The following is a 17,034-nucleotide window of genomic DNA, read 5'->3' on the forward strand; positions in this document are numbered from 1 at the left end:
TTGAAGTATATATAAATAAATAATTATGAATACTATTTATAACAAATTATTTGAGTCAAAAGACATGAAAGTAGTTAGAAAAATAGGTTTAGTTCTCTTAATATCAACAATAGTTTTATACTTATTGCTGATTATAGAGTTATGGAAATCATAACTCTATATACTATCTTCGTTAATTTGAATAATTTTATTTTGAATTGCAAAAACTACTAATCCAGCCATATTTTTAGATTCGGTCTTAATTAGTAAGTTATTTCTATGTCCATCAACAGTTCTAGGACTAATAAATAATTTTTCAGCAATCTCTGCAGTACTCAACTGATTACAAATTAAAGATAAAACTTCTTTTTCTCTATTGGTAAGAAAATCTTCATCTAAATTACTTTTGGTATTTTGTGAAGAAGAAATTATATCTTGATGGATAACCTTCATTACATTTTCATTATAATAAAAGCCCTTATCAAAAACCTCATTAATTGTAAAAATCATTTCTTTAGGAGAAGCATTTTTAACTAAATATGACGAAGCTCCAACATTAATCATATTAGCAATAAATGATTGTGTATTATAGCTTGTTAATGCGATTGTTTTAATATTTGGAAATTTTTTATGAATTATTTTAGTAGCCTCAACGCCATTTAGTAATGGCATTTTTAAATCCATTAAAATAATATCTGGGTAATTATTACTAGTATTTAAATACTCAATTAGATCTTCACCGTTTGAAGCTTCAAAAATTATTTCAAAGTTAGGCTCTCTTTGTAAAAGAAACAAAATACCTTTTCTAAATAATTCTTCGTCGTCTGATAATATAATTTTTATTTTATCTGTCATTCTTAATAGTTAATTATTACTGTAATTCCATTTCCTATACTAGAATTACACTTAATACTTCCATTAATAAAATCAACTCTACTTTCTATATTTCTTAAACCTAATCCTTTTTTAAAAGAACCATTTTTCATATCAAATCCTAAACCGTTATCTTTAAAAATCATTTCAGTTTGGGTTTTTACTTTTTTAAAGCTAATAGAAATTTCTGTTGGTTTACCGTGTTTAATTGAATTATTTAGTAATTCTTGTAAAATTCTAAAGATATGCAATTGAGAGTTAAAATCTAAATTCTCAAATGAAACTAAATTCTCATAATTAACTTTAGCAACCTTAGTACTATTGTAATCGGCAACTAGTTCTTGAATACCAGAGTTTAAACCAAATTTTTCTAAAACAGGAGGTAATAAATCATGTGCAATTCTTCTTGAGTTTTCTAGTGCTTTGCTTGTTAGTTGAACGATATTTCCAACAATTTCTTGTTGCTCTTCAAAAGACAAATTGGGTGTAGTTAATAAATGACTGTTTAAAGAAACAACATTTAATTTTGAACTAATATCATCATGCAAATCTTGAGCAATTCGTTTTCGTTCTTCTTCTTGAGTAAAAACTACAGCTCTTAACATTTCGTTTTGATGAGTTATTTCTAAATCTTTTTTAGCAAGTTTCTGTTTAATAATTTTCTTTCTGGAGAAATAAAAGAAAACAATAAATATTATACTTGCCATTAAAAAAGAAAGTACTAAACTAACAATTAGTCTGTTTATTTCTAAAATTTCATTAGGATTATCCATTTGTAATATAAATTTACTTGTTCAATTTTTTTCTAACAAAATTAAAGTTCCAAATAATTAGTAAAGCAACAACAATAGAAAAAACAGTAGTAAAAATTACAATTTTATACAAATCTAATATGGAAATATCTAAAAATATCATATTGTATTATTTGCTGTACCTTTAATAGTTTTGTAACCTTCAATAAAAATCATCAATAAATAAAAAAGATACAATGTAATATTTATATGAACTACGTTTAAGAAATGATTAAGTGGATTATCTTTAACAATTAAAACATTTCCTGAAAGAAAAATAATTGTACTACCTAATAAATAAACCAAAATTCCTGAATTAATAAAATAAAATTTTTTATCTGAACTTAACATATTGTAAAAATGAAAAGTTGCATATATTATTAAAGTGAATGAAGTTATAAAAACTTCAATTATATTAAATTTATAAATTAATTCTGGATGTAAATAATAATGTATTCCTAAAAAAACAGGAATTATTAGTAATGAAATTTGTATTATTTTTCGTTGAATATTTACATTTATTAACTCTAAATAAAACAAACTCAGTAACAAAAATTGGAAAATAAAATAATAGTGAGACATTACTATGTTTTCAAAGCCATTATAAATCATGACTTTAGAAATAATTTCTCCAATTAAAACAACAAATAAATAAATTGCATAAATTTTAAATACTCTTCCTTTTTTAAATAAAAAAAGGAAGAACATTAACATATTCACAGCTAAAATTAAACCTGCGAAACCTGAAAAATATTTAAAAAATGATGCTAGAATGAACAATGTTATTTTAAATTAAAAAGTGGACTATTAATATCACATTTTTCAGGACAAGGTTGTGTAAAATCGTAAATAAATTGCCCTTTTGCTTCATTAATTAAATCGTTTCCATTATCATCTACACCAACCAACATAAGCTTCTGTTCATTATTTCCATCAATTCCTACATAAGCTCTAACATCTTGAACTCCTTCCTCGGCTAAAAGTTGAGTAAGATCTACATTTGGAATTAAAAATGCTTTTACTGTATTATTAGGATTTGATCTCCAAGCAGCAGCCCATTCTTGAGCTTGTTGTAATGTAATAGTGTTTTTTGCCATTTTAAAATAGTTTGTTTAGTTAAAAGTATAAATTTTACATAAAAATATACTTTAAAACTTAAACCAAAAAATTAATTGCAAAAAACAGGTATAAATACGGGGTTAATTTTTAGTAAAAAAAAATGCGGTTTTTTAATCGTATCAAATTTAAATTATTTTAAAACGGAACATCAGAATCATCATCAAAATCATTCATATTACTTCCAAAAGCTTCATTAGGAGAAGGTAAATTTGGCGTTATAAATGGGTTTGAATCATCTAAGTTCATTTTAGAAGGTAAATCATCAAATGTATTACCAAAAGTATCAAGGTTATCAAACTTACCAAGATTTCCTACGAATTTTAATCGAATATTATCTAAACCACCATTACGATGCTTTGCAACAATAAATTCAGCCTGACCTTGAGTTGGAGACTGTTCATCATCATCCCATTCATCAATTTTATAGTATTCTGGACGGTATATAAACGATACAATATCGGCATCTTGCTCAATCGCTCCAGATTCACGAAGATCAGACAACAATGGTCTCTTACTAGATCCACGAGTTTCTACAGCACGAGAAAGTTGTGAAAGTGCTATAACTGGAATTTCTAATTCTTTTGCTAATGCTTTTAAGTTTCGAGAAATAGTAGAAATTTCTTGCTCACGATTTCCGCCACCTTTACTGTTTCCACCAGCCGTCATTAATTGCAAATAATCAACAACAATAAGTTTTATACCGTGTTGAGAAGCTAAACGTCTTGCTTTTGCACGTAAATCGAAAATTGATAAAGAAGGTGTATCATCAATAAATAAAGGTGCTTTTTCTAAGTCTTTTACTTTTATTGAAAGTTGCTCCCATTCATGTTTTTCTAATTTACCCGTTCTCAATTTTTCAGAAGACAAACCTGTTTCAGAAGAAATTAAACGCGTAATTAGCTGAACTGAAGACATCTCTAAAGAGAAAAATGCAACAGGCGCTCCGTAATCGATAGCCATATTTCTAGCCATAGAAAGTGTAAATGCTGTTTTACCCATACCAGGACGAGCAGCTACAATAATTAAATCAGACGGTTGCCAACCTGAAGTTAGTTTATCTAAATCATGAAAACCTGTTGGAATTCCACTTAGACCTTCTTTACCTGCAATTTCTTCAATACGCTTTTTAGCCTGAATTACTAAACTTTGAGCTGTTTCAGAACTACGTTTAATATTACCTTGTGTTACTTCATATAATTTTGATTCAGCTTTATCAAGCAAATCAAATACATCTGTAGTTTCATCGTAAGACTCTTCAATAATTTCATTAGAAATTTTAATTAAACTTCTTTGAATGAATTTTTGAAGAATAATTCTTGAGTGAAATTCAATATGTGCTGAAGATGATATTTTTTGCGTTAACTGAATAAGATAGAAATCTCCACCAGCTAAATCTAGCTTAGCCTCTTTTTTTAATTGGGCTGAAACCGTTAATAAGTCAATAGGTTGCGTATCGTTGAAAAGTGTAACAATGGCCTCAAAAATATGTTTATGCGCTTCTTTATAAAATGCATCTGGTTGTAAAATATCAATTACTTCATCTACCCCTTTTTTATCAATCATCATTGCACCTAAAACAGCCTCCTCAAGGTCTATTGCTTGTGGTGGTAACTTTCCTTTTTCAAGGTTTATTAAAGTCGCTTTATCTGCTTTAAAAGCACTAAAGTTTTTGATGTTTTCCATTCTGCTAAGGTAATTATTTTAAATAAAAAAAAGAGTAAAATTGTAAGTACTCATATGTTAAAAAACTGTTGATAACTTCAATTATTTTGTTAATAACCAAAAAAAAATCCGAAACGGTAAGGCTTCGGACTTTTATTTGTGTAAATACAAGCTTATTCTTTGAACTCACCCATATTACTGTATTTGTCCATTCTTTTAGCTATTAATTCTTTTGTTGATAATTTATTTAATTCGTTAAAAGCTTTAGTAATATATTCTTCAACAGTTTTAAATGTAGTTTCTCTATCATGATGAGCTCCTCCTAATGGTTCAGGAATAATATCATCAATTAAATTTTGCTTTTTCATGTCAATTGCAGTCAATTTCAATGCTTCAGCTGCTTGTTCTTTAAATTCCCAGCTTCTCCATAAAATTGACGAACAAGATTCTGGAGAAATAACAGAATACCAAGTGTTTTCTAACATAAAAACTTTATCTCCAACACCAATTCCTAGTGCTCCACCCGAAGCACCTTCTCCAACAATTACAGTAATTATTGGCACTTGAAGACGAAACATCTCAAAAATATTTCGAGCAATTGCTTCTCCTTGACCTCTTTCTTCAGCTTCTAAACCTGGATAAGCTCCAGGAGTATCAATTAAAGTAACAACTGGAATACCAAACTTTTCAGCCATTCTCATTAAACGAAGGGCTTTTCTATAACCTTCTGGGTTAGCCATACCAAAATTTCGATACTGTCTTGTTTTAGTATTATAACCTTTTTGTTGACCTATTAACATATAAGATTGTCCGTTTATTTTACCTAAACCTCCAACCATTGCTTTGTCATCTTTAACTCCTCTATCTCCAAAAAGTTCTAAAAAAGTACCTTTACAAAGTGCGTTAATATGATCTAAAGTATAAGGTCTGTCAGGATGTCTAGACAATTGTACACGTTGCCAAGCAGTAAGATTCTTATATATATTTTTCTTAGTCTCTTTTAATTTTTTTTCTATTTGTTTACATGTTGCAGTAACATCAACATCAGATTCTTCACCAATTATTTGACATTTGTCTAATTGATCTTCTAACTCTTTAATAGGAAGTTCAAAATCTAAATATTCCATAGGAAATGTTTGTTTTTAGTTTCGTTTGTAAAGACAAAGATAAAATTTTCAATGAATATACCTTACATGAATTATTAATTAGTTTCTGGTTTTTTATATTTTTTTATTAATCCATTTAAAATGACTGTTAATAAAATAATTGCGGCACCTACGTAAAACATTGGATTCATGTGTTCTGAATCTTTAAAAATTAAAAGCGCAAGTATGATTCCGTAAATTGGCTCTAAGTTTATGGTTAGCATAACCGTATAAGGGCTTAAATATTTCATCACTTTTACTGAAGCAATAAAGGCATAAGCCGTACAAACTGAAGCTAATAATGTTAACCAACCTAAATCTTCGATAGAAAGTGAGAAAAATTCAGATGTAAATCCGCCTGAAAAAAGCAAGTAAATACTTAAAAAACTAACTCCACCCACTAATTCGTATAATGAAATTACAGAAGGCATGTATATTTTAGTATATTTTGCATTAATAACTGTAAAAAGAGCAGACAAGAAAGCCGAAGTTAACGCTAAAACGATTCCTAAAACATAGTCAACTTCTACATTAAATATAATGTATAATCCGCCTACTACGATTAAACCAAATAAAACTTCATACCAAACTACTTTTTTTCCAAACAATAAAGGTTCTAAAATTGATGTAAAAAAAGCTCCCGTAGATAAGCAAGCTAAGGTAACTGAAACATTAGAAACTTTTATGGCTTTAAAAAAAGTTAACCAATGTAAAGCAATTACCAATCCAGCAAATAGAAATGCAAATACTGTTTTTCTTGGAATTTTTGTTTTTATTTTTTTAAATCTAATATATATTAAGATAAAAACAACTGCTAAAGACATTCTCCACCAAACTAAAGGCAAAGCGTCTAAAGAAATTAAAGCTCCTAAAATAGCTGTAAAACCCCAAATAAAAACAATTAGATGAAGTAAAGCATAACTTTTAAAATTATCGTTTTGCATTTCTTAAAAGATAAATTGCTAAAATTCCAAAAACAAAATTAGGAATCCAAACAGCAACAAATGGATGTAAAGCAGACTTTTCTGCCATTGTTCCAAAAACTTTATCAAAAAATATAAATGTAAAGGCAATTACAATTCCTATTGCCAAGTTAACTCCCATTCCTCCCCTTCTTTTCATAGAAGATACTGCAACTGCAATTAACGTTAAAATAAATGCAGATATAGGTAAACTAAACTTTTTATAAAAAACAACTAAGTAGGTACTGATATTTGCATTTCCTTTTTCTCTTTCTTTATCTATAAACTTATATAATTCTCCTATAGACATTGTTTCTGCAACATATACAACTGGAGTTAAATCATCAGGTTCAAAATCAAAAGTCATGCTTGTTTTGTCTAAACTCTCAATAATATCATTAGCAGTTCCAATAGTTCTTTTTACATAATTATATAGAATATACTTTTTTGTTTTTTCGTCATATTTAATTCTGTTTGAATTTATTTTATAGACTAATTTATTGTCTTTAAATTTCTCAAAAGCAAAGTTAAAACCCGTTTGAGACATATAATTATAGTTACTAACATAAATATATTCATCAGTATTAATTTGCCTAAATATATCTGAAGTTTCACGGGTTTGATTATTTCCTTTTAAGTTTTTATATCTAAAATCATTAAAACCTTTACTTGCTGCTGGAACTAAAAAGAACCCCATCATTAAAGCAAATAAAGAAACTATAGCAGCTCCAACAAAAAAGGGTCTTAAAAATCTATTGAATGAGATTCCTGAACTTAATATAGCAATTACTTCTGTATTGTTTGCCAATTTTGAAGTAAACCAAATAACGGATAAGAATAAAAATATTGGAAATAATAAATTAGCAAAATATATAGTAAAATCAACATAATAGACTAATATATCAGACATTGCAACTTTATTCGCAATCATCTTGTTTACTTTTTCTGACACGTCAATAACTATTCCAATAGGAATAAACATTAACAACATTACAGAAAATGTTCCTAAATATCTTTTTAAAATATACTTATCTATTATTTTCATTTATTTATGAACTAATATAAATTTACTATAGTTTATTATTCATTTGAACAACCATTTTATCTTTCCATTCTCTAAATGTACCAGCAATAATTTGACGTCTTGCTTCACGTACTAACCACATATAAAACCCTAAATTATGAATAGTTGCAATTTGTTTTCCAAGATACTCATTTGCAACAAATAAATGACGTAAATACGCTTTTGAATATTCTAAATCAACCCAAGTATGACCCATTTCATCAACTGGAGAAAAATCAGCTTCCCATTTTTTATTTTTAATATTAATAGAACCATGAGCTGTAAACAACATTCCATTTCTTGCATTACGAGTTGGCATAACGCAATCAAACATATCAATCCCTAAGGCAATGTTTTCCAAAATATTTATCGGAGTACCCACTCCCATTAAATAACGCGGTTTATCTTCAGGTAAAATAGCTGTAACTACTTCAGTCATCGCATACATTTCTTCTGCAGGCTCACCTACCGAAAGCCCTCCAATAGCATTTCCTACAGCTCCAGCATTTGCAATATATTCAGCAGATTGCGCTCTTAAATCTTTATATGTACTTCCTTGAACAATTGGAAAAAAAGACTGTTCATATCCATATTTAAAAGGTAATTTGTCTAAATGTGTAATACATCTATCTAACCAACGATGTGTCATATGCATTGATCGTTTTGCATACCTATAATCACAGGGATAAGGTGTACACTCATCAAATGCCATAATAATATCTGCACCAATTGTACGTTGAATTTCCATTACATTTTCAGGAGTAAAAACATGGTAAGATCCATCAATATGACTCTTAAATTTCACACCTTCTTCTTTTATTTTTCTATTAGAAGACAAAGAATAAACTTGATAACCTCCAGAATCGGTTAAAATGTTTCGATCCCAATTCATAAATTTATGCAATCCGCCTGCAGCTTCTAATATCTTTGTTTGTGGTCTTAAATACAAATGATAAGTGTTTCCTAGAATAATGTCAGGATTAATTTCATCTCTTAACTCTCTTTGGTGCACTCCCTTAACTGAAGCAACAGTTCCTACTGGCATAAATATAGGCGTTTCTATAGTTCCGTGATCAGTTGTTAAAGTAGCTGCTCTTGCTTTACTATTCGGGTCTTTTTTTATTAAATCGAACTTCATATCTGTTTTTTACAAGCGCAAATATAAATCAATTAGATAACTTGCGTATAAGAACATACAAAATTTTAAAATTGTTTTATGATTTACCTTATCAACAAATTATTAATTAAAATAGTATAACTTCCTTAAAAAAGGTTTGTTGAAAGAAAAATTTAAAAGTATTTTTGCGTAAACTATTTTATTTCAATGAAATCAAACACACAACAATTACAAGATTTAACTTTCCAAGTTAGAAGAGACATTCTTAGAATGGTACATGCTGTAAATTCTGGTCACCCAGGTGGATCACTTGGTTGTACTGAATTCCTAGTTACTTTGTACAACAATTTAATGGATAGAAAAGAAGGGTTTAACATGGACGGAATTGATGAGGATTTATTCTTCTTATCAAACGGGCATATTTCTCCTGTTTTCTATAGCGTACTTGCAAGAGCAGGATATTTTCCTGTTGCTGAACTAGCAACATTTAGGTTAATTAACTCAAGATTACAAGGCCACCCTACAACTCATGATCACTTACCAGGAATAAGAATGGCATCTGGTTCATTAGGACAAGGTTTATCTGTATCAATTGGAGCAGCTCAAGCAAAAAAACTAAACAATGACAATAATTTAGTTTATACACTTCTTGGTGATGGAGAATTGCAAGAAGGTCAAAACTGGGAAGCAATTATGTATGCATCTGCTAAAAAAGTAGATAATCTTATTGCCACTATTGACCTTAACGGAAAACAAATTGACGGAACTACTGATGAAGTTTTAGCAATGGGAAGTCTTAAAGCTAAATTTGAAGCATTTGATTGGGACGTTTTAGAAATTAAAGAAGGAAATAATATTGACGCAATTTTAGCCGGAATGAATGATGCTAAATCAAGAACTGGAAAAGGAAAACCAGTTTGTGTTTTACTACATACAGAAATGGGTAATGGAGTTGACTTTATGATGCATACGCATGCTTGGCATGGAAAAGCACCAAACGATGAGCAATTAGCAAATGCATTAGCTCAAAACACTTCAACTTTAGTTGATTACTAAAATGAATTTTAAAAAAATAATCTTAATATTTCTAGTATCAGCTTCATTTAATTATGTTAATGGTCAAAATTATAATTTTGACACTTATTATAATTATCATGATAGTGCGTCTGGTGACGAATATTTTGTATTATCAAATTCAACTCAATCAACACATACATTAATTGGCAAATATCAAGAGGTAAATCCTACAATTGGGACTTTAAGACTTTCAAATTCAAACTTGTGGTTTTCTTTTTTAGTAGAAAATTTATATGATTTAAGATATTTAGCTCAAGACTCTATAAAACTAAACTTTGAAAATGATTATGAATATTCTTGTAAAGAAATCTTAATTGATGAGAATCATTTAAAGCTTGAAATAAAATTTTTTAAAATTAAAAAAAAATCAAAAAAGTTAATTAGTGAGTCTTATATAATTTATGAAAAATCTAATGATTTTAAATTTAGTCTTCTCGCAATTGATTATTTTACACATTGCTTAATTACAAGAACAGAGTACAAAGAATCGAATTTTGGATATCCTATTGAAATTTTTACAAAAAAATGGAGAGGAAAAAAATTAAAACTAAAATTAAAATCAAAATTAAAAATTGACAAATCAGTTAATGTAACTGTAAACGATTAATCTTAATTAAATGAAAAAATATACAAATACAGGAAGTAAAGATACACGTTCGGGCTTTGGTGCCGGAATGACTGAACTTGGACAAAAAAACGAAAACGTTGTTGCGCTTTGTGCCGATTTAATTGGTTCATTAAAATTTGACGATTTTAAAAAAAATCATCCAGAACGTTTTTTCCAAATTGGAATTGCTGAAGCAAACATGATTGGAATTGCTGCCGGATTAACCATTGGTGGAAAAATTCCTTTTACAGGAACTTTCGCTAACTTTTCAACAGGAAGAGTTTACGATCAAATTCGTCAATCGGTTGCTTACTCAGAAAAAAATGTAAAAATTTGTGCTTCTCACGCTGGTTTAACACTTGGTGAAGATGGCGCAACACATCAAATATTGGAAGATATTGGGTTAATGAAAATGTTGCCAGGAATAACGGTTATTAATACTTGCGATTATAATCAAACAAAAGCAGCTACAATTGCTCTTGCAGATCACAAAGGGCCTGCTTATTTAAGATTTGGAAGACCAGTCGTACCTAACTTTATGCCTGCTGACGAACCATTTATAATTGGAAAAGCAATTTTACTAAATGAAGGTACAGATGTTACTATTGTAGCTACTGGACATTTAGTTTGGGAAGCTCTTATTGCTGCCGAAGCTTTAGAAGCTAAAGGAATTTCCGCTGAAGTAATTAACATTCACACTATTAAACCATTAGATAATGAAGCAATTTTAAAATCGGTTGCTAAAACTGGTTGTGTAGTTACTGCAGAAGAGCATAATATCTTAGGTGGACTTGGAGAAAGTGTCTCTAGAGTTTTAAGCTTAAACAATCCAGCACCGCAAGAATTTGTAGCAGTTAATGATAGTTTTGGTGAATCTGGAACTCCAGCTCAATTAATGGATAAATACAAGCTAAATAATCAAGCAATTGTTGAAGCTGTAGAAAAAGTATTGAAGAGAAAATAATTCTTTTTAATATATAAATAAAAAATCCCGATTTTTAATAAATCGGGATTTTTTATTTATATATATTTTCTCTGTAATTAATTGTGACAAGCAGGATCTAAATGTAATTTTATTGTTCCACTATTACAAAATGGAATATTTGCAAAGTCATAATAAGTAACATTACCATTATTATCGTCAGTTTCTATAATTTCTGTTTTAGTTAAAGTACCATCTCCATCATCATCTACATCAAAAAAGTCAGGTAATTCATCTCCATCTGAATCATCATTAAAATAATCTCCATCATTATTAATATCTTCATACTTCGTTAAAATTTTATCTCCATCGTGATCTCTTTCTTTACGAGAGTAAAGTTTAATTTGAAAACAAATTGGCCCATATTGTTCAATATTCTCTCTTGAATTATTAAAGTAAGCTAATCCAGAAGGAATAAACACAATAACATTTCCAAAATCAACTCTTGAGAAAGTACCATCTCCATTATCAACAGGTGCGCTTGCTTCAGTTTTTATTTTTGATAAAATTTGTCTATATCCAGAAATAAAAGAAACATTAGATTCCGGGAAAGAAGACCAAACACCTTGGGTATTTTCATCGAAAGTTGTATTATACAAATTCCAGCCTCTATATGCTGTAAATGTAGAATCAACAGTAGCAGGAGTTACACCACCACCTTCATTTAAAACAATATAATATAATTTATAATCAACATCGTCTTCAACCCTACCATCAATTAATACAGAGTTTCTAGAATCATTTTTTACAATGAATGATTGAAGTGGGTAAGTTGTTTGATCCCAAATAGAAGTTTCAGTACCTCCATCTTCAATTTCAGTAACCGTTGCATTCATATCAGCGTCTACCGTTAAGTAATTTGATTTTAGATAATCTTCAATCTCAATAATATCCTCATCATAAACTTCCTGATAGTCTCTTATTGTATAACTCGAATCATCACTTGGACAAGCAACTAAAGTGGTAGCTAAAACCACAAAGCAAAGTGCTTTATAAATATTTTTCATTTTCAAAGTAATTTTGGTGCAAGATACAATTTTCGTTTATTTTTGTATAAATATTAACATTGATTTTTGAAAATTGTATGAGAGTTGATAAATTTTTATGGTGTACTCGTTATTTTAAGACAAGAAGTATTGCTACCGAAGCTATTAAAAAAGGGCACGTATCCATTAATGGACAACAAGCAAAACCTTCTAGAGAAGTTTTTGCAACAGATAAAATTGCCTTACGTAAAGACCAAATTAATTATAAAATTACAGTTTTAGACCTTCCTCAAAACAGAGTTGGTGCTAAATTAGTAGATGTTTATAGAAAAGATGAAACTCCAAAAGAAGAATTTGAACGTTTTGAATTATTAAAACTCGCTAAAGAACATTATCGATCTAAAGGTGATGGGCGACCAACTAAAAAAGAGAGAAGAGATATTGACGATTATACCAATGAAAATTTTGAAGAAGATGGAATTGAATAGTGACTATTGGGAAAGCAGATATCAGAAAAATGAAATTGGATGGGATGCTGGAGAAATAACAACTCCATTAAAAGAATACATTAACCAACTCGTTAACAAAGACATAAAAATATTAATTCCTGGAGCTGGAAATGGTCATGAGTTTGATTATTTAATACACAAGGGTTTTAAAAATGTCTTTGTAGTCGATTTAGCTCCTACTCCATTACAAAATATTGCCAAAAGGAATCCTGATTTTAAATCAAATTTAATTCAAGACAATTTTTTTAATTTGAATGAAAAGTTTGATTTAATTATTGAACAAACTTTTTTTTGCGCATTAGATCCTAATTTAAGACCAAATTACGCCATTAAAGTAAATGAATTATTAAATTCTAATGGAAAAATAGCAGGATTATTATTTGATTTTCCTTTAACTGAAAGCGGACCTCCATTTGGTGGATCAATTGATGAATATATAAATTTGTTTTCAGAAAAATTCAAATTAAATACATTAGAAAAAGCATATAATTCAATAAAACCTCGTGCAAATAAAGAACTCTTTTTTATCTTTGAGACAAAATAACACAACACAAACCTTTACATGAAGAATATAATCTTAACAAACGAAGAAATAATTCATAAAACGAAGAGAATTAGTTATCAAATTCTTGAAACTTTCGTTGATGAAAAAGAAGTTGTTATTGCAGGAATTGCAAATAGTGGTTATATTTTTGCTCAAAAAATAGCGGAAGAACTTTCTAAAATATCAGATTTGAAAGTTATTTTATGTGAAGTTAAAATCAACAAACAAAATCCCAAAGACACCATCACAACATCTTTAGCACCATTTGAATATGAAAACAAAGCCTTAGTGCTAGTTGACGATGTATTAAATTCTGGCTCTACACTTGTTTACGGTGTAAAACATTTCTTAGAAGTACCTTTAAATAAGTTTAAGACAGCTGTCCTAATTGACCGCAACCACAAAAAATATCCTGTTAAAGCAGATTTTAAAGGAATATCATTATCAACATCTTTACAAGAACACATACAAGTCGTTTTTGAAAAAGACAACAGTTATGCTTATTTAAGCTAATAACGCTTTTATATCTAAAATAATTTCCTCTTTATTTTTCAAAGCACAATCTATTGTATGCTTTGATTGAAAATAGTAATAGTTCCTATCAAATAAATGCTTGTTTATATAATCCGTTAATTGTTCGTCATTAAAATTTGCAATTAAAGGTCTTGCTTCTTTTTCTAATTTCAATCTTTCAGATAAAATCTCAACTGAAGTTTTCAAATAAAAAGAAAGAATATCTTCTCGTTTTAAAACTTCATGATTATTTGCATAACATGGAGTTCCTCCTCCTAATGCCAAAACAAAATGTTCATTTTCATCTATAAATGCATTCAAAAGCAAATGTTCTAACTTTCTAAAATATACTTCTCCTTTTCTTTCAAAGATTTTTTTGACAGACATATTTTCGTGTTTCTCAATTATTTCATCTAAATCATAAAAGGGAATTCCTACATTTTCTGATAACACTTTACCAATTGTAGATTTCCCAGAACCCATATAACCAACAAGGATAATTTTCTTCATATAATAATTACTTAAAAATAAGGTAGTTAAAAATAAATTTTAAAAAAAATACAAATTTATAAGAAATTCCCATTGAAAAGTAGATTTAAGTTTATATATTTGCACCCGCATTCAAGGAAAAAGAATGACTTGGTAGCTCAGTTGGTAGAGCACATCACTTTTAATGATGGGGTCCTGGGTTCGAGCCCCAGCCAGGTCACAAAATAAAACATTTTTCCTTGATAGCATCGACTTGGTAGCTCAGTTGGTAGAGCACATCACTTTTAATGATGGGGTCCTGGGTTCGAGCCCCAGCCAGGTCACAAATAAAAAAAGTTAAGCTATTTGCTTAGCTTTTTTTGTTTACGGCCATGTGGAGAAACGGTAGACTCGCCATCTTGAGGGGGTGGTGCTCGCAAGGGCGTGAGGGTTCAAATCCCTCCATGGTCACTTATTTTATTATCTTTTTAAACAAAGCCTTTAAAAAAGGTAATTTAGGACAAGCTAAAATAATTTTAAAATCTTCATATAAGTTTGTCTTTTCATCTAAAAATTTTAAAATTAAATTCGGATTTACTTTCGTAAACATACTAGAAAATATTTCTTTACCTAAACTATTATTGGTGTATAAAACATCTACAAACAAGGAATCGTAGAAAGTAAACTTGTTCCATTTATGGAAATTCTTAAAATCTACATTTCCTTTCTTTAAAAAAGAAACCACTTCTTCTGCTTTTTTGACTGAATTTTGAAAAGTATAACCTGTACTTGCTTTTGTCCAGCCACCAGCAGTTCCAATAAACAAAACTCTTTTTTCATTATTTTTCCAAAAAGGAAAAACTGTCATAGGAATATTTCCTTGTTCTTTTTTTAATATAGAATAATCCGTTATTCCCATTTTACTCATGTATAATTCAATTTCATGTTCGTACTCTTCTTCTGCTAATAAATCTTTAGAAAACAAAGTATATTCAATCAATGCTTTATTTTTTGAAAAAGGCAAAACATACATAAAACGAGTGTTTTGTTTTTGATTAACGCTAAAATCCATGAAAGTAGCTTTTTCAGGATCGAAAAAAGGATCTTTAGTTTCTACAAACCAACCAATAAAATGCTGATTCAACAAGGGATATTTTAAACTTGATTTATAGTTACTATTTACCAAAACACTAGAAAAGAAATATTCTGAATTATATGAATTCTTATCCGTTACAATTTCAACTTCCAAATCGTTAGATTTAAACGAGACAAACGTTTCTTTTTTTAAGGTTAAACTAACATTTAAAACTAGCTTATTAAACAAGTTTTCAATAAATTGAGTTGATGAAATTTGTTTATAAACTAATCCTTCATTCAGGCAATTAATAGAGTTATTTTCATTTTTAAATAGCGCACTATTCCACTTTGCATTTATATAATTATCAAATTTCCCTATATCACCTTCCCAATAACACCATGTTTTTTCATCTTTAGCTAATTCATTTGGTTCAATAATTAAAATACGTTTACCTTCTAATAAGTTATTTTCAAACATTTCGTTTAAAACTAAAATAGTAGACAAACCTAATCCTGAAAAAGTATAATCATAAGTCATAACTAAACAAAAATAAAGTTAAAAAAGGATAACAATAGTTTTAAAACAAAATTAATTTCAAAAAAACAATCGTTTTAAAATAAAATTATTTACTTTTGTTTAACAAATTTACAGAAAAGATGAACAATGTTAAAAATATATTCAGCATAAAAGATTTAGAAAACCTTTCAGGTATAAAAGCTCACACAATTAGAATATGGGAGAAAAGATACAATGCTCTTGAACCAATGCGTACTGATTCTAACATTAGATATTATGACATTAATAATTTACAAAAATTACTAAACATTGTTCTTTTACATGATTATGGATATAAAATTTCTAAAATTTCTAAATTAGATGAAAATGAAATTCCAGAATTAGTAAAAAAAATTACTACCGAAAAAACTGCAAAAAATCATGCCATAAATTCATTTAAAATGGCAATGATGAATTTTGATCAACCTTTATTTTTTAAAACGTATGATGCTTTATTATCTGAAAAAAGTTTCAGGGAAGTTTTTTTTGAGGTATTTATTCCCTTAATGAACGAAATAGGTCTGCTTTGGCAAACCAAAACTATATCTCCAGCACATGAACATTTTATTAGTAATTTATTAAGACAAAAAATCCAAGTAAATACAGAAAAAGTTCAAATATTAGAACCAACAAAGAACGATAAAGTTTTTGTTTTGTACTTACCTATGAATGAAATACATGAAATTGGTTTAATGTATTTAAATTATGAAATACTTCTTCAAGGTTATAGATGTATCTATCTAGGTGAAAATGTACCTGTAGAGAGTTTAAAAGACATTACTACATTTTTTAACAACATCACTTTTGTTAGTTATTTAACCGTAGAACCATTACAAGAAAATATTGATCAATATATATTAGATTTTGAAAAAGAAATTCTAACAGATAATAATAATGAGCTTTTTTTAATTGGTAGAATGACACAATATATTAACACAAGTAAACTACCTAAAAAAATAAGCGCCTTTAAATCAATTGAAGAGTTAACAAAACAAATACAATAA

20 protein-coding genes and 3 tRNA genes are annotated in these 17,034 nt (G+C 28.5%); 11 read left to right on the forward strand and 12 right to left on the reverse strand.

Features of this window, described 5'->3' with window-relative positions; all coding sequences use genetic code 11:
* Positions 1-25 precede the first annotated feature (25 nt).
* The gene (locus OLM55_RS12715) at positions 26-154 is read left to right on the forward strand and encodes a hypothetical protein (protein WP_264559267.1); all 129 of its coding nucleotides are present in this window, start codon (positions 26-28) and stop codon (positions 152-154) included.
* A 2-nt stretch (positions 155-156) separates the two neighbouring features.
* On the opposite strand, the gene OLM55_RS12720 is transcribed toward OLM55_RS12715, so the two are convergent.
* From OLM55_RS12720 to tgt, 9 genes are all read right to left on the reverse strand, one after another.
* Positions 157-834, reverse strand: coding sequence for a response regulator transcription factor (locus tag OLM55_RS12720; protein ID WP_264559268.1), 678 nt, complete (start codon positions 832-834; stop codon positions 157-159).
* A 2-nt stretch (positions 835-836) separates the two neighbouring features.
* Positions 837-1,625: a sensor histidine kinase gene (locus OLM55_RS12725; RefSeq protein WP_264559269.1), complete on the reverse strand. Its 789-nt coding sequence runs from the start codon at positions 1,623-1,625 to the stop codon at positions 837-839.
* Between the two features lie 138 nt (positions 1,626-1,763).
* Positions 1,764-2,423 (reverse strand): hypothetical protein, encoded by a 660-nt coding sequence (locus OLM55_RS12730; protein WP_264559270.1) that lies wholly within the window; start codon positions 2,421-2,423, stop codon positions 1,764-1,766.
* A gap of 2 nt (positions 2,424-2,425) precedes the next feature.
* Positions 2,426-2,740, reverse strand: a complete 315-nt coding sequence (locus OLM55_RS12735; RefSeq protein ID WP_264559271.1) for a hypothetical protein — start codon at positions 2,738-2,740, stop codon at positions 2,426-2,428.
* Positions 2,741-2,897: 157 nt separating this feature from the next.
* Entirely contained in the window at positions 2,898-4,445 is a 1,548-nt protein-coding gene (dnaB, locus tag OLM55_RS12740) for a replicative DNA helicase (protein WP_264559272.1), read from the reverse strand.
* Positions 4,446-4,597: 152 nt separating this feature from the next.
* Entirely contained in the window at positions 4,598-5,551 is a 954-nt protein-coding gene (locus tag OLM55_RS12745; protein WP_264559273.1) for an acetyl-CoA carboxylase carboxyltransferase subunit alpha, read from the reverse strand.
* Between the two features lie 74 nt (positions 5,552-5,625).
* Complete coding sequence (locus OLM55_RS12750) at positions 5,626-6,513, reverse strand: DMT family transporter (RefSeq protein WP_264559274.1); 888 nt, start codon at positions 6,511-6,513, stop codon at positions 5,626-5,628.
* Positions 6,500-7,576: an LptF/LptG family permease gene (locus OLM55_RS12755; RefSeq protein ID WP_264559275.1), complete on the reverse strand. Its 1,077-nt coding sequence runs from the start codon at positions 7,574-7,576 to the stop codon at positions 6,500-6,502. The genes OLM55_RS12750 and OLM55_RS12755 overlap by 14 nt, the downstream gene beginning before the upstream one ends.
* 25 nt (positions 7,577-7,601) lie before the next feature.
* Positions 7,602-8,732 (reverse strand): tRNA guanosine(34) transglycosylase Tgt, encoded by a 1,131-nt coding sequence (gene tgt, locus OLM55_RS12760; RefSeq protein WP_264559276.1) that lies wholly within the window; start codon positions 8,730-8,732, stop codon positions 7,602-7,604.
* A 186-nt stretch (positions 8,733-8,918) separates the two neighbouring features.
* Between tgt and OLM55_RS12765 the strand changes: the two genes are divergently transcribed.
* The 3 genes from OLM55_RS12765 to OLM55_RS12775 are packed head-to-tail and all read left to right on the forward strand — an operon-like array spanning position 8,919 to position 11,359.
* On the forward strand, positions 8,919-9,767 hold the full coding sequence (locus tag OLM55_RS12765) for a transketolase (RefSeq protein WP_264559277.1): 849 nt from the start codon (positions 8,919-8,921) through the stop codon (positions 9,765-9,767).
* 1 nt (position 9,768) lies between these two features.
* The gene (locus OLM55_RS12770) at positions 9,769-10,395 is read left to right on the forward strand and encodes a hypothetical protein (RefSeq protein ID WP_264559278.1); all 627 of its coding nucleotides are present in this window, start codon (positions 9,769-9,771) and stop codon (positions 10,393-10,395) included.
* Positions 10,396-10,405: 10 nt separating this feature from the next.
* Positions 10,406-11,359: a transketolase family protein gene (locus OLM55_RS12775; protein WP_264559279.1), complete on the forward strand. Its 954-nt coding sequence runs from the start codon at positions 10,406-10,408 to the stop codon at positions 11,357-11,359.
* A 77-nt stretch (positions 11,360-11,436) separates the two neighbouring features.
* On the opposite strand, the gene OLM55_RS12780 is transcribed toward OLM55_RS12775, so the two are convergent.
* Positions 11,437-12,384, reverse strand: coding sequence for an FKBP-type peptidyl-prolyl cis-trans isomerase (locus OLM55_RS12780; protein ID WP_264559280.1), 948 nt, complete (start codon positions 12,382-12,384; stop codon positions 11,437-11,439).
* A gap of 77 nt (positions 12,385-12,461) precedes the next feature.
* Between OLM55_RS12780 and OLM55_RS12785 the strand changes: the two genes are divergently transcribed.
* From OLM55_RS12785 to OLM55_RS12795, 3 genes are read left to right on the forward strand one after another with little or no spacing between them, the layout of a single operon-like run.
* Complete coding sequence (locus tag OLM55_RS12785) at positions 12,462-12,851, forward strand: RNA-binding S4 domain-containing protein (protein WP_264559281.1); 390 nt, start codon at positions 12,462-12,464, stop codon at positions 12,849-12,851.
* Complete coding sequence (locus OLM55_RS12790; protein WP_264559282.1) at positions 12,838-13,416, forward strand: TPMT family class I SAM-dependent methyltransferase; 579 nt, start codon at positions 12,838-12,840, stop codon at positions 13,414-13,416. Before OLM55_RS12785 ends, OLM55_RS12790 begins: the two co-directional genes overlap by 14 nt.
* An 18-nt stretch (positions 13,417-13,434) precedes the next feature.
* On the forward strand, positions 13,435-13,929 hold the full coding sequence (locus OLM55_RS12795) for a phosphoribosyltransferase family protein (RefSeq protein WP_264559283.1): 495 nt from the start codon (positions 13,435-13,437) through the stop codon (positions 13,927-13,929).
* On the opposite strand, the gene OLM55_RS12800 is transcribed toward OLM55_RS12795, so the two are convergent.
* Positions 13,921-14,439 carry a shikimate kinase gene (locus OLM55_RS12800; protein ID WP_264559284.1) on the reverse strand — a complete coding sequence of 173 codons (519 nt, stop codon included), beginning with the start codon at positions 14,437-14,439 and terminating at the stop codon, positions 13,921-13,923. The two genes, OLM55_RS12795 and OLM55_RS12800, sit on opposite strands and share 9 nt — an antisense overlap.
* Before the next feature lie 126 nt (positions 14,440-14,565).
* Between OLM55_RS12800 and OLM55_RS12805 the strand changes: the two genes are divergently transcribed.
* The 3 genes from OLM55_RS12805 (at position 14,566) to OLM55_RS12815 (ending at position 14,868) form a co-directional block, all read left to right on the forward strand.
* Positions 14,566-14,638 (forward strand) — tRNA-Lys (locus OLM55_RS12805).
* Positions 14,639-14,668: 30 nt separating this feature from the next.
* Positions 14,669-14,741 (forward strand) — tRNA-Lys (locus OLM55_RS12810).
* A 44-nt stretch (positions 14,742-14,785) separates the two neighbouring features.
* A tRNA-Leu gene (locus OLM55_RS12815) sits at positions 14,786-14,868 on the forward strand.
* Between the two features lies 1 nt (position 14,869).
* On the opposite strand, the gene OLM55_RS12820 is transcribed toward OLM55_RS12815, so the two are convergent.
* Positions 14,870-16,012: a lycopene cyclase family protein gene (locus OLM55_RS12820; protein ID WP_264559285.1), complete on the reverse strand. Its 1,143-nt coding sequence runs from the start codon at positions 16,010-16,012 to the stop codon at positions 14,870-14,872.
* Positions 16,013-16,131: 119 nt separating this feature from the next.
* Here OLM55_RS12820 and OLM55_RS12825 point away from each other — a divergent pair, with 119 nt between their 5' ends.
* The gene (locus OLM55_RS12825) at positions 16,132-17,034 is read left to right on the forward strand and encodes a MerR family transcriptional regulator (protein ID WP_264559286.1); all 903 of its coding nucleotides are present in this window, start codon (positions 16,132-16,134) and stop codon (positions 17,032-17,034) included.

It is taken from the genome of Flavobacterium sp. N2270, from assembly GCF_025947225.1.
Lineage (GTDB): Bacteria > Bacteroidota > Bacteroidia > Flavobacteriales > Flavobacteriaceae > Flavobacterium.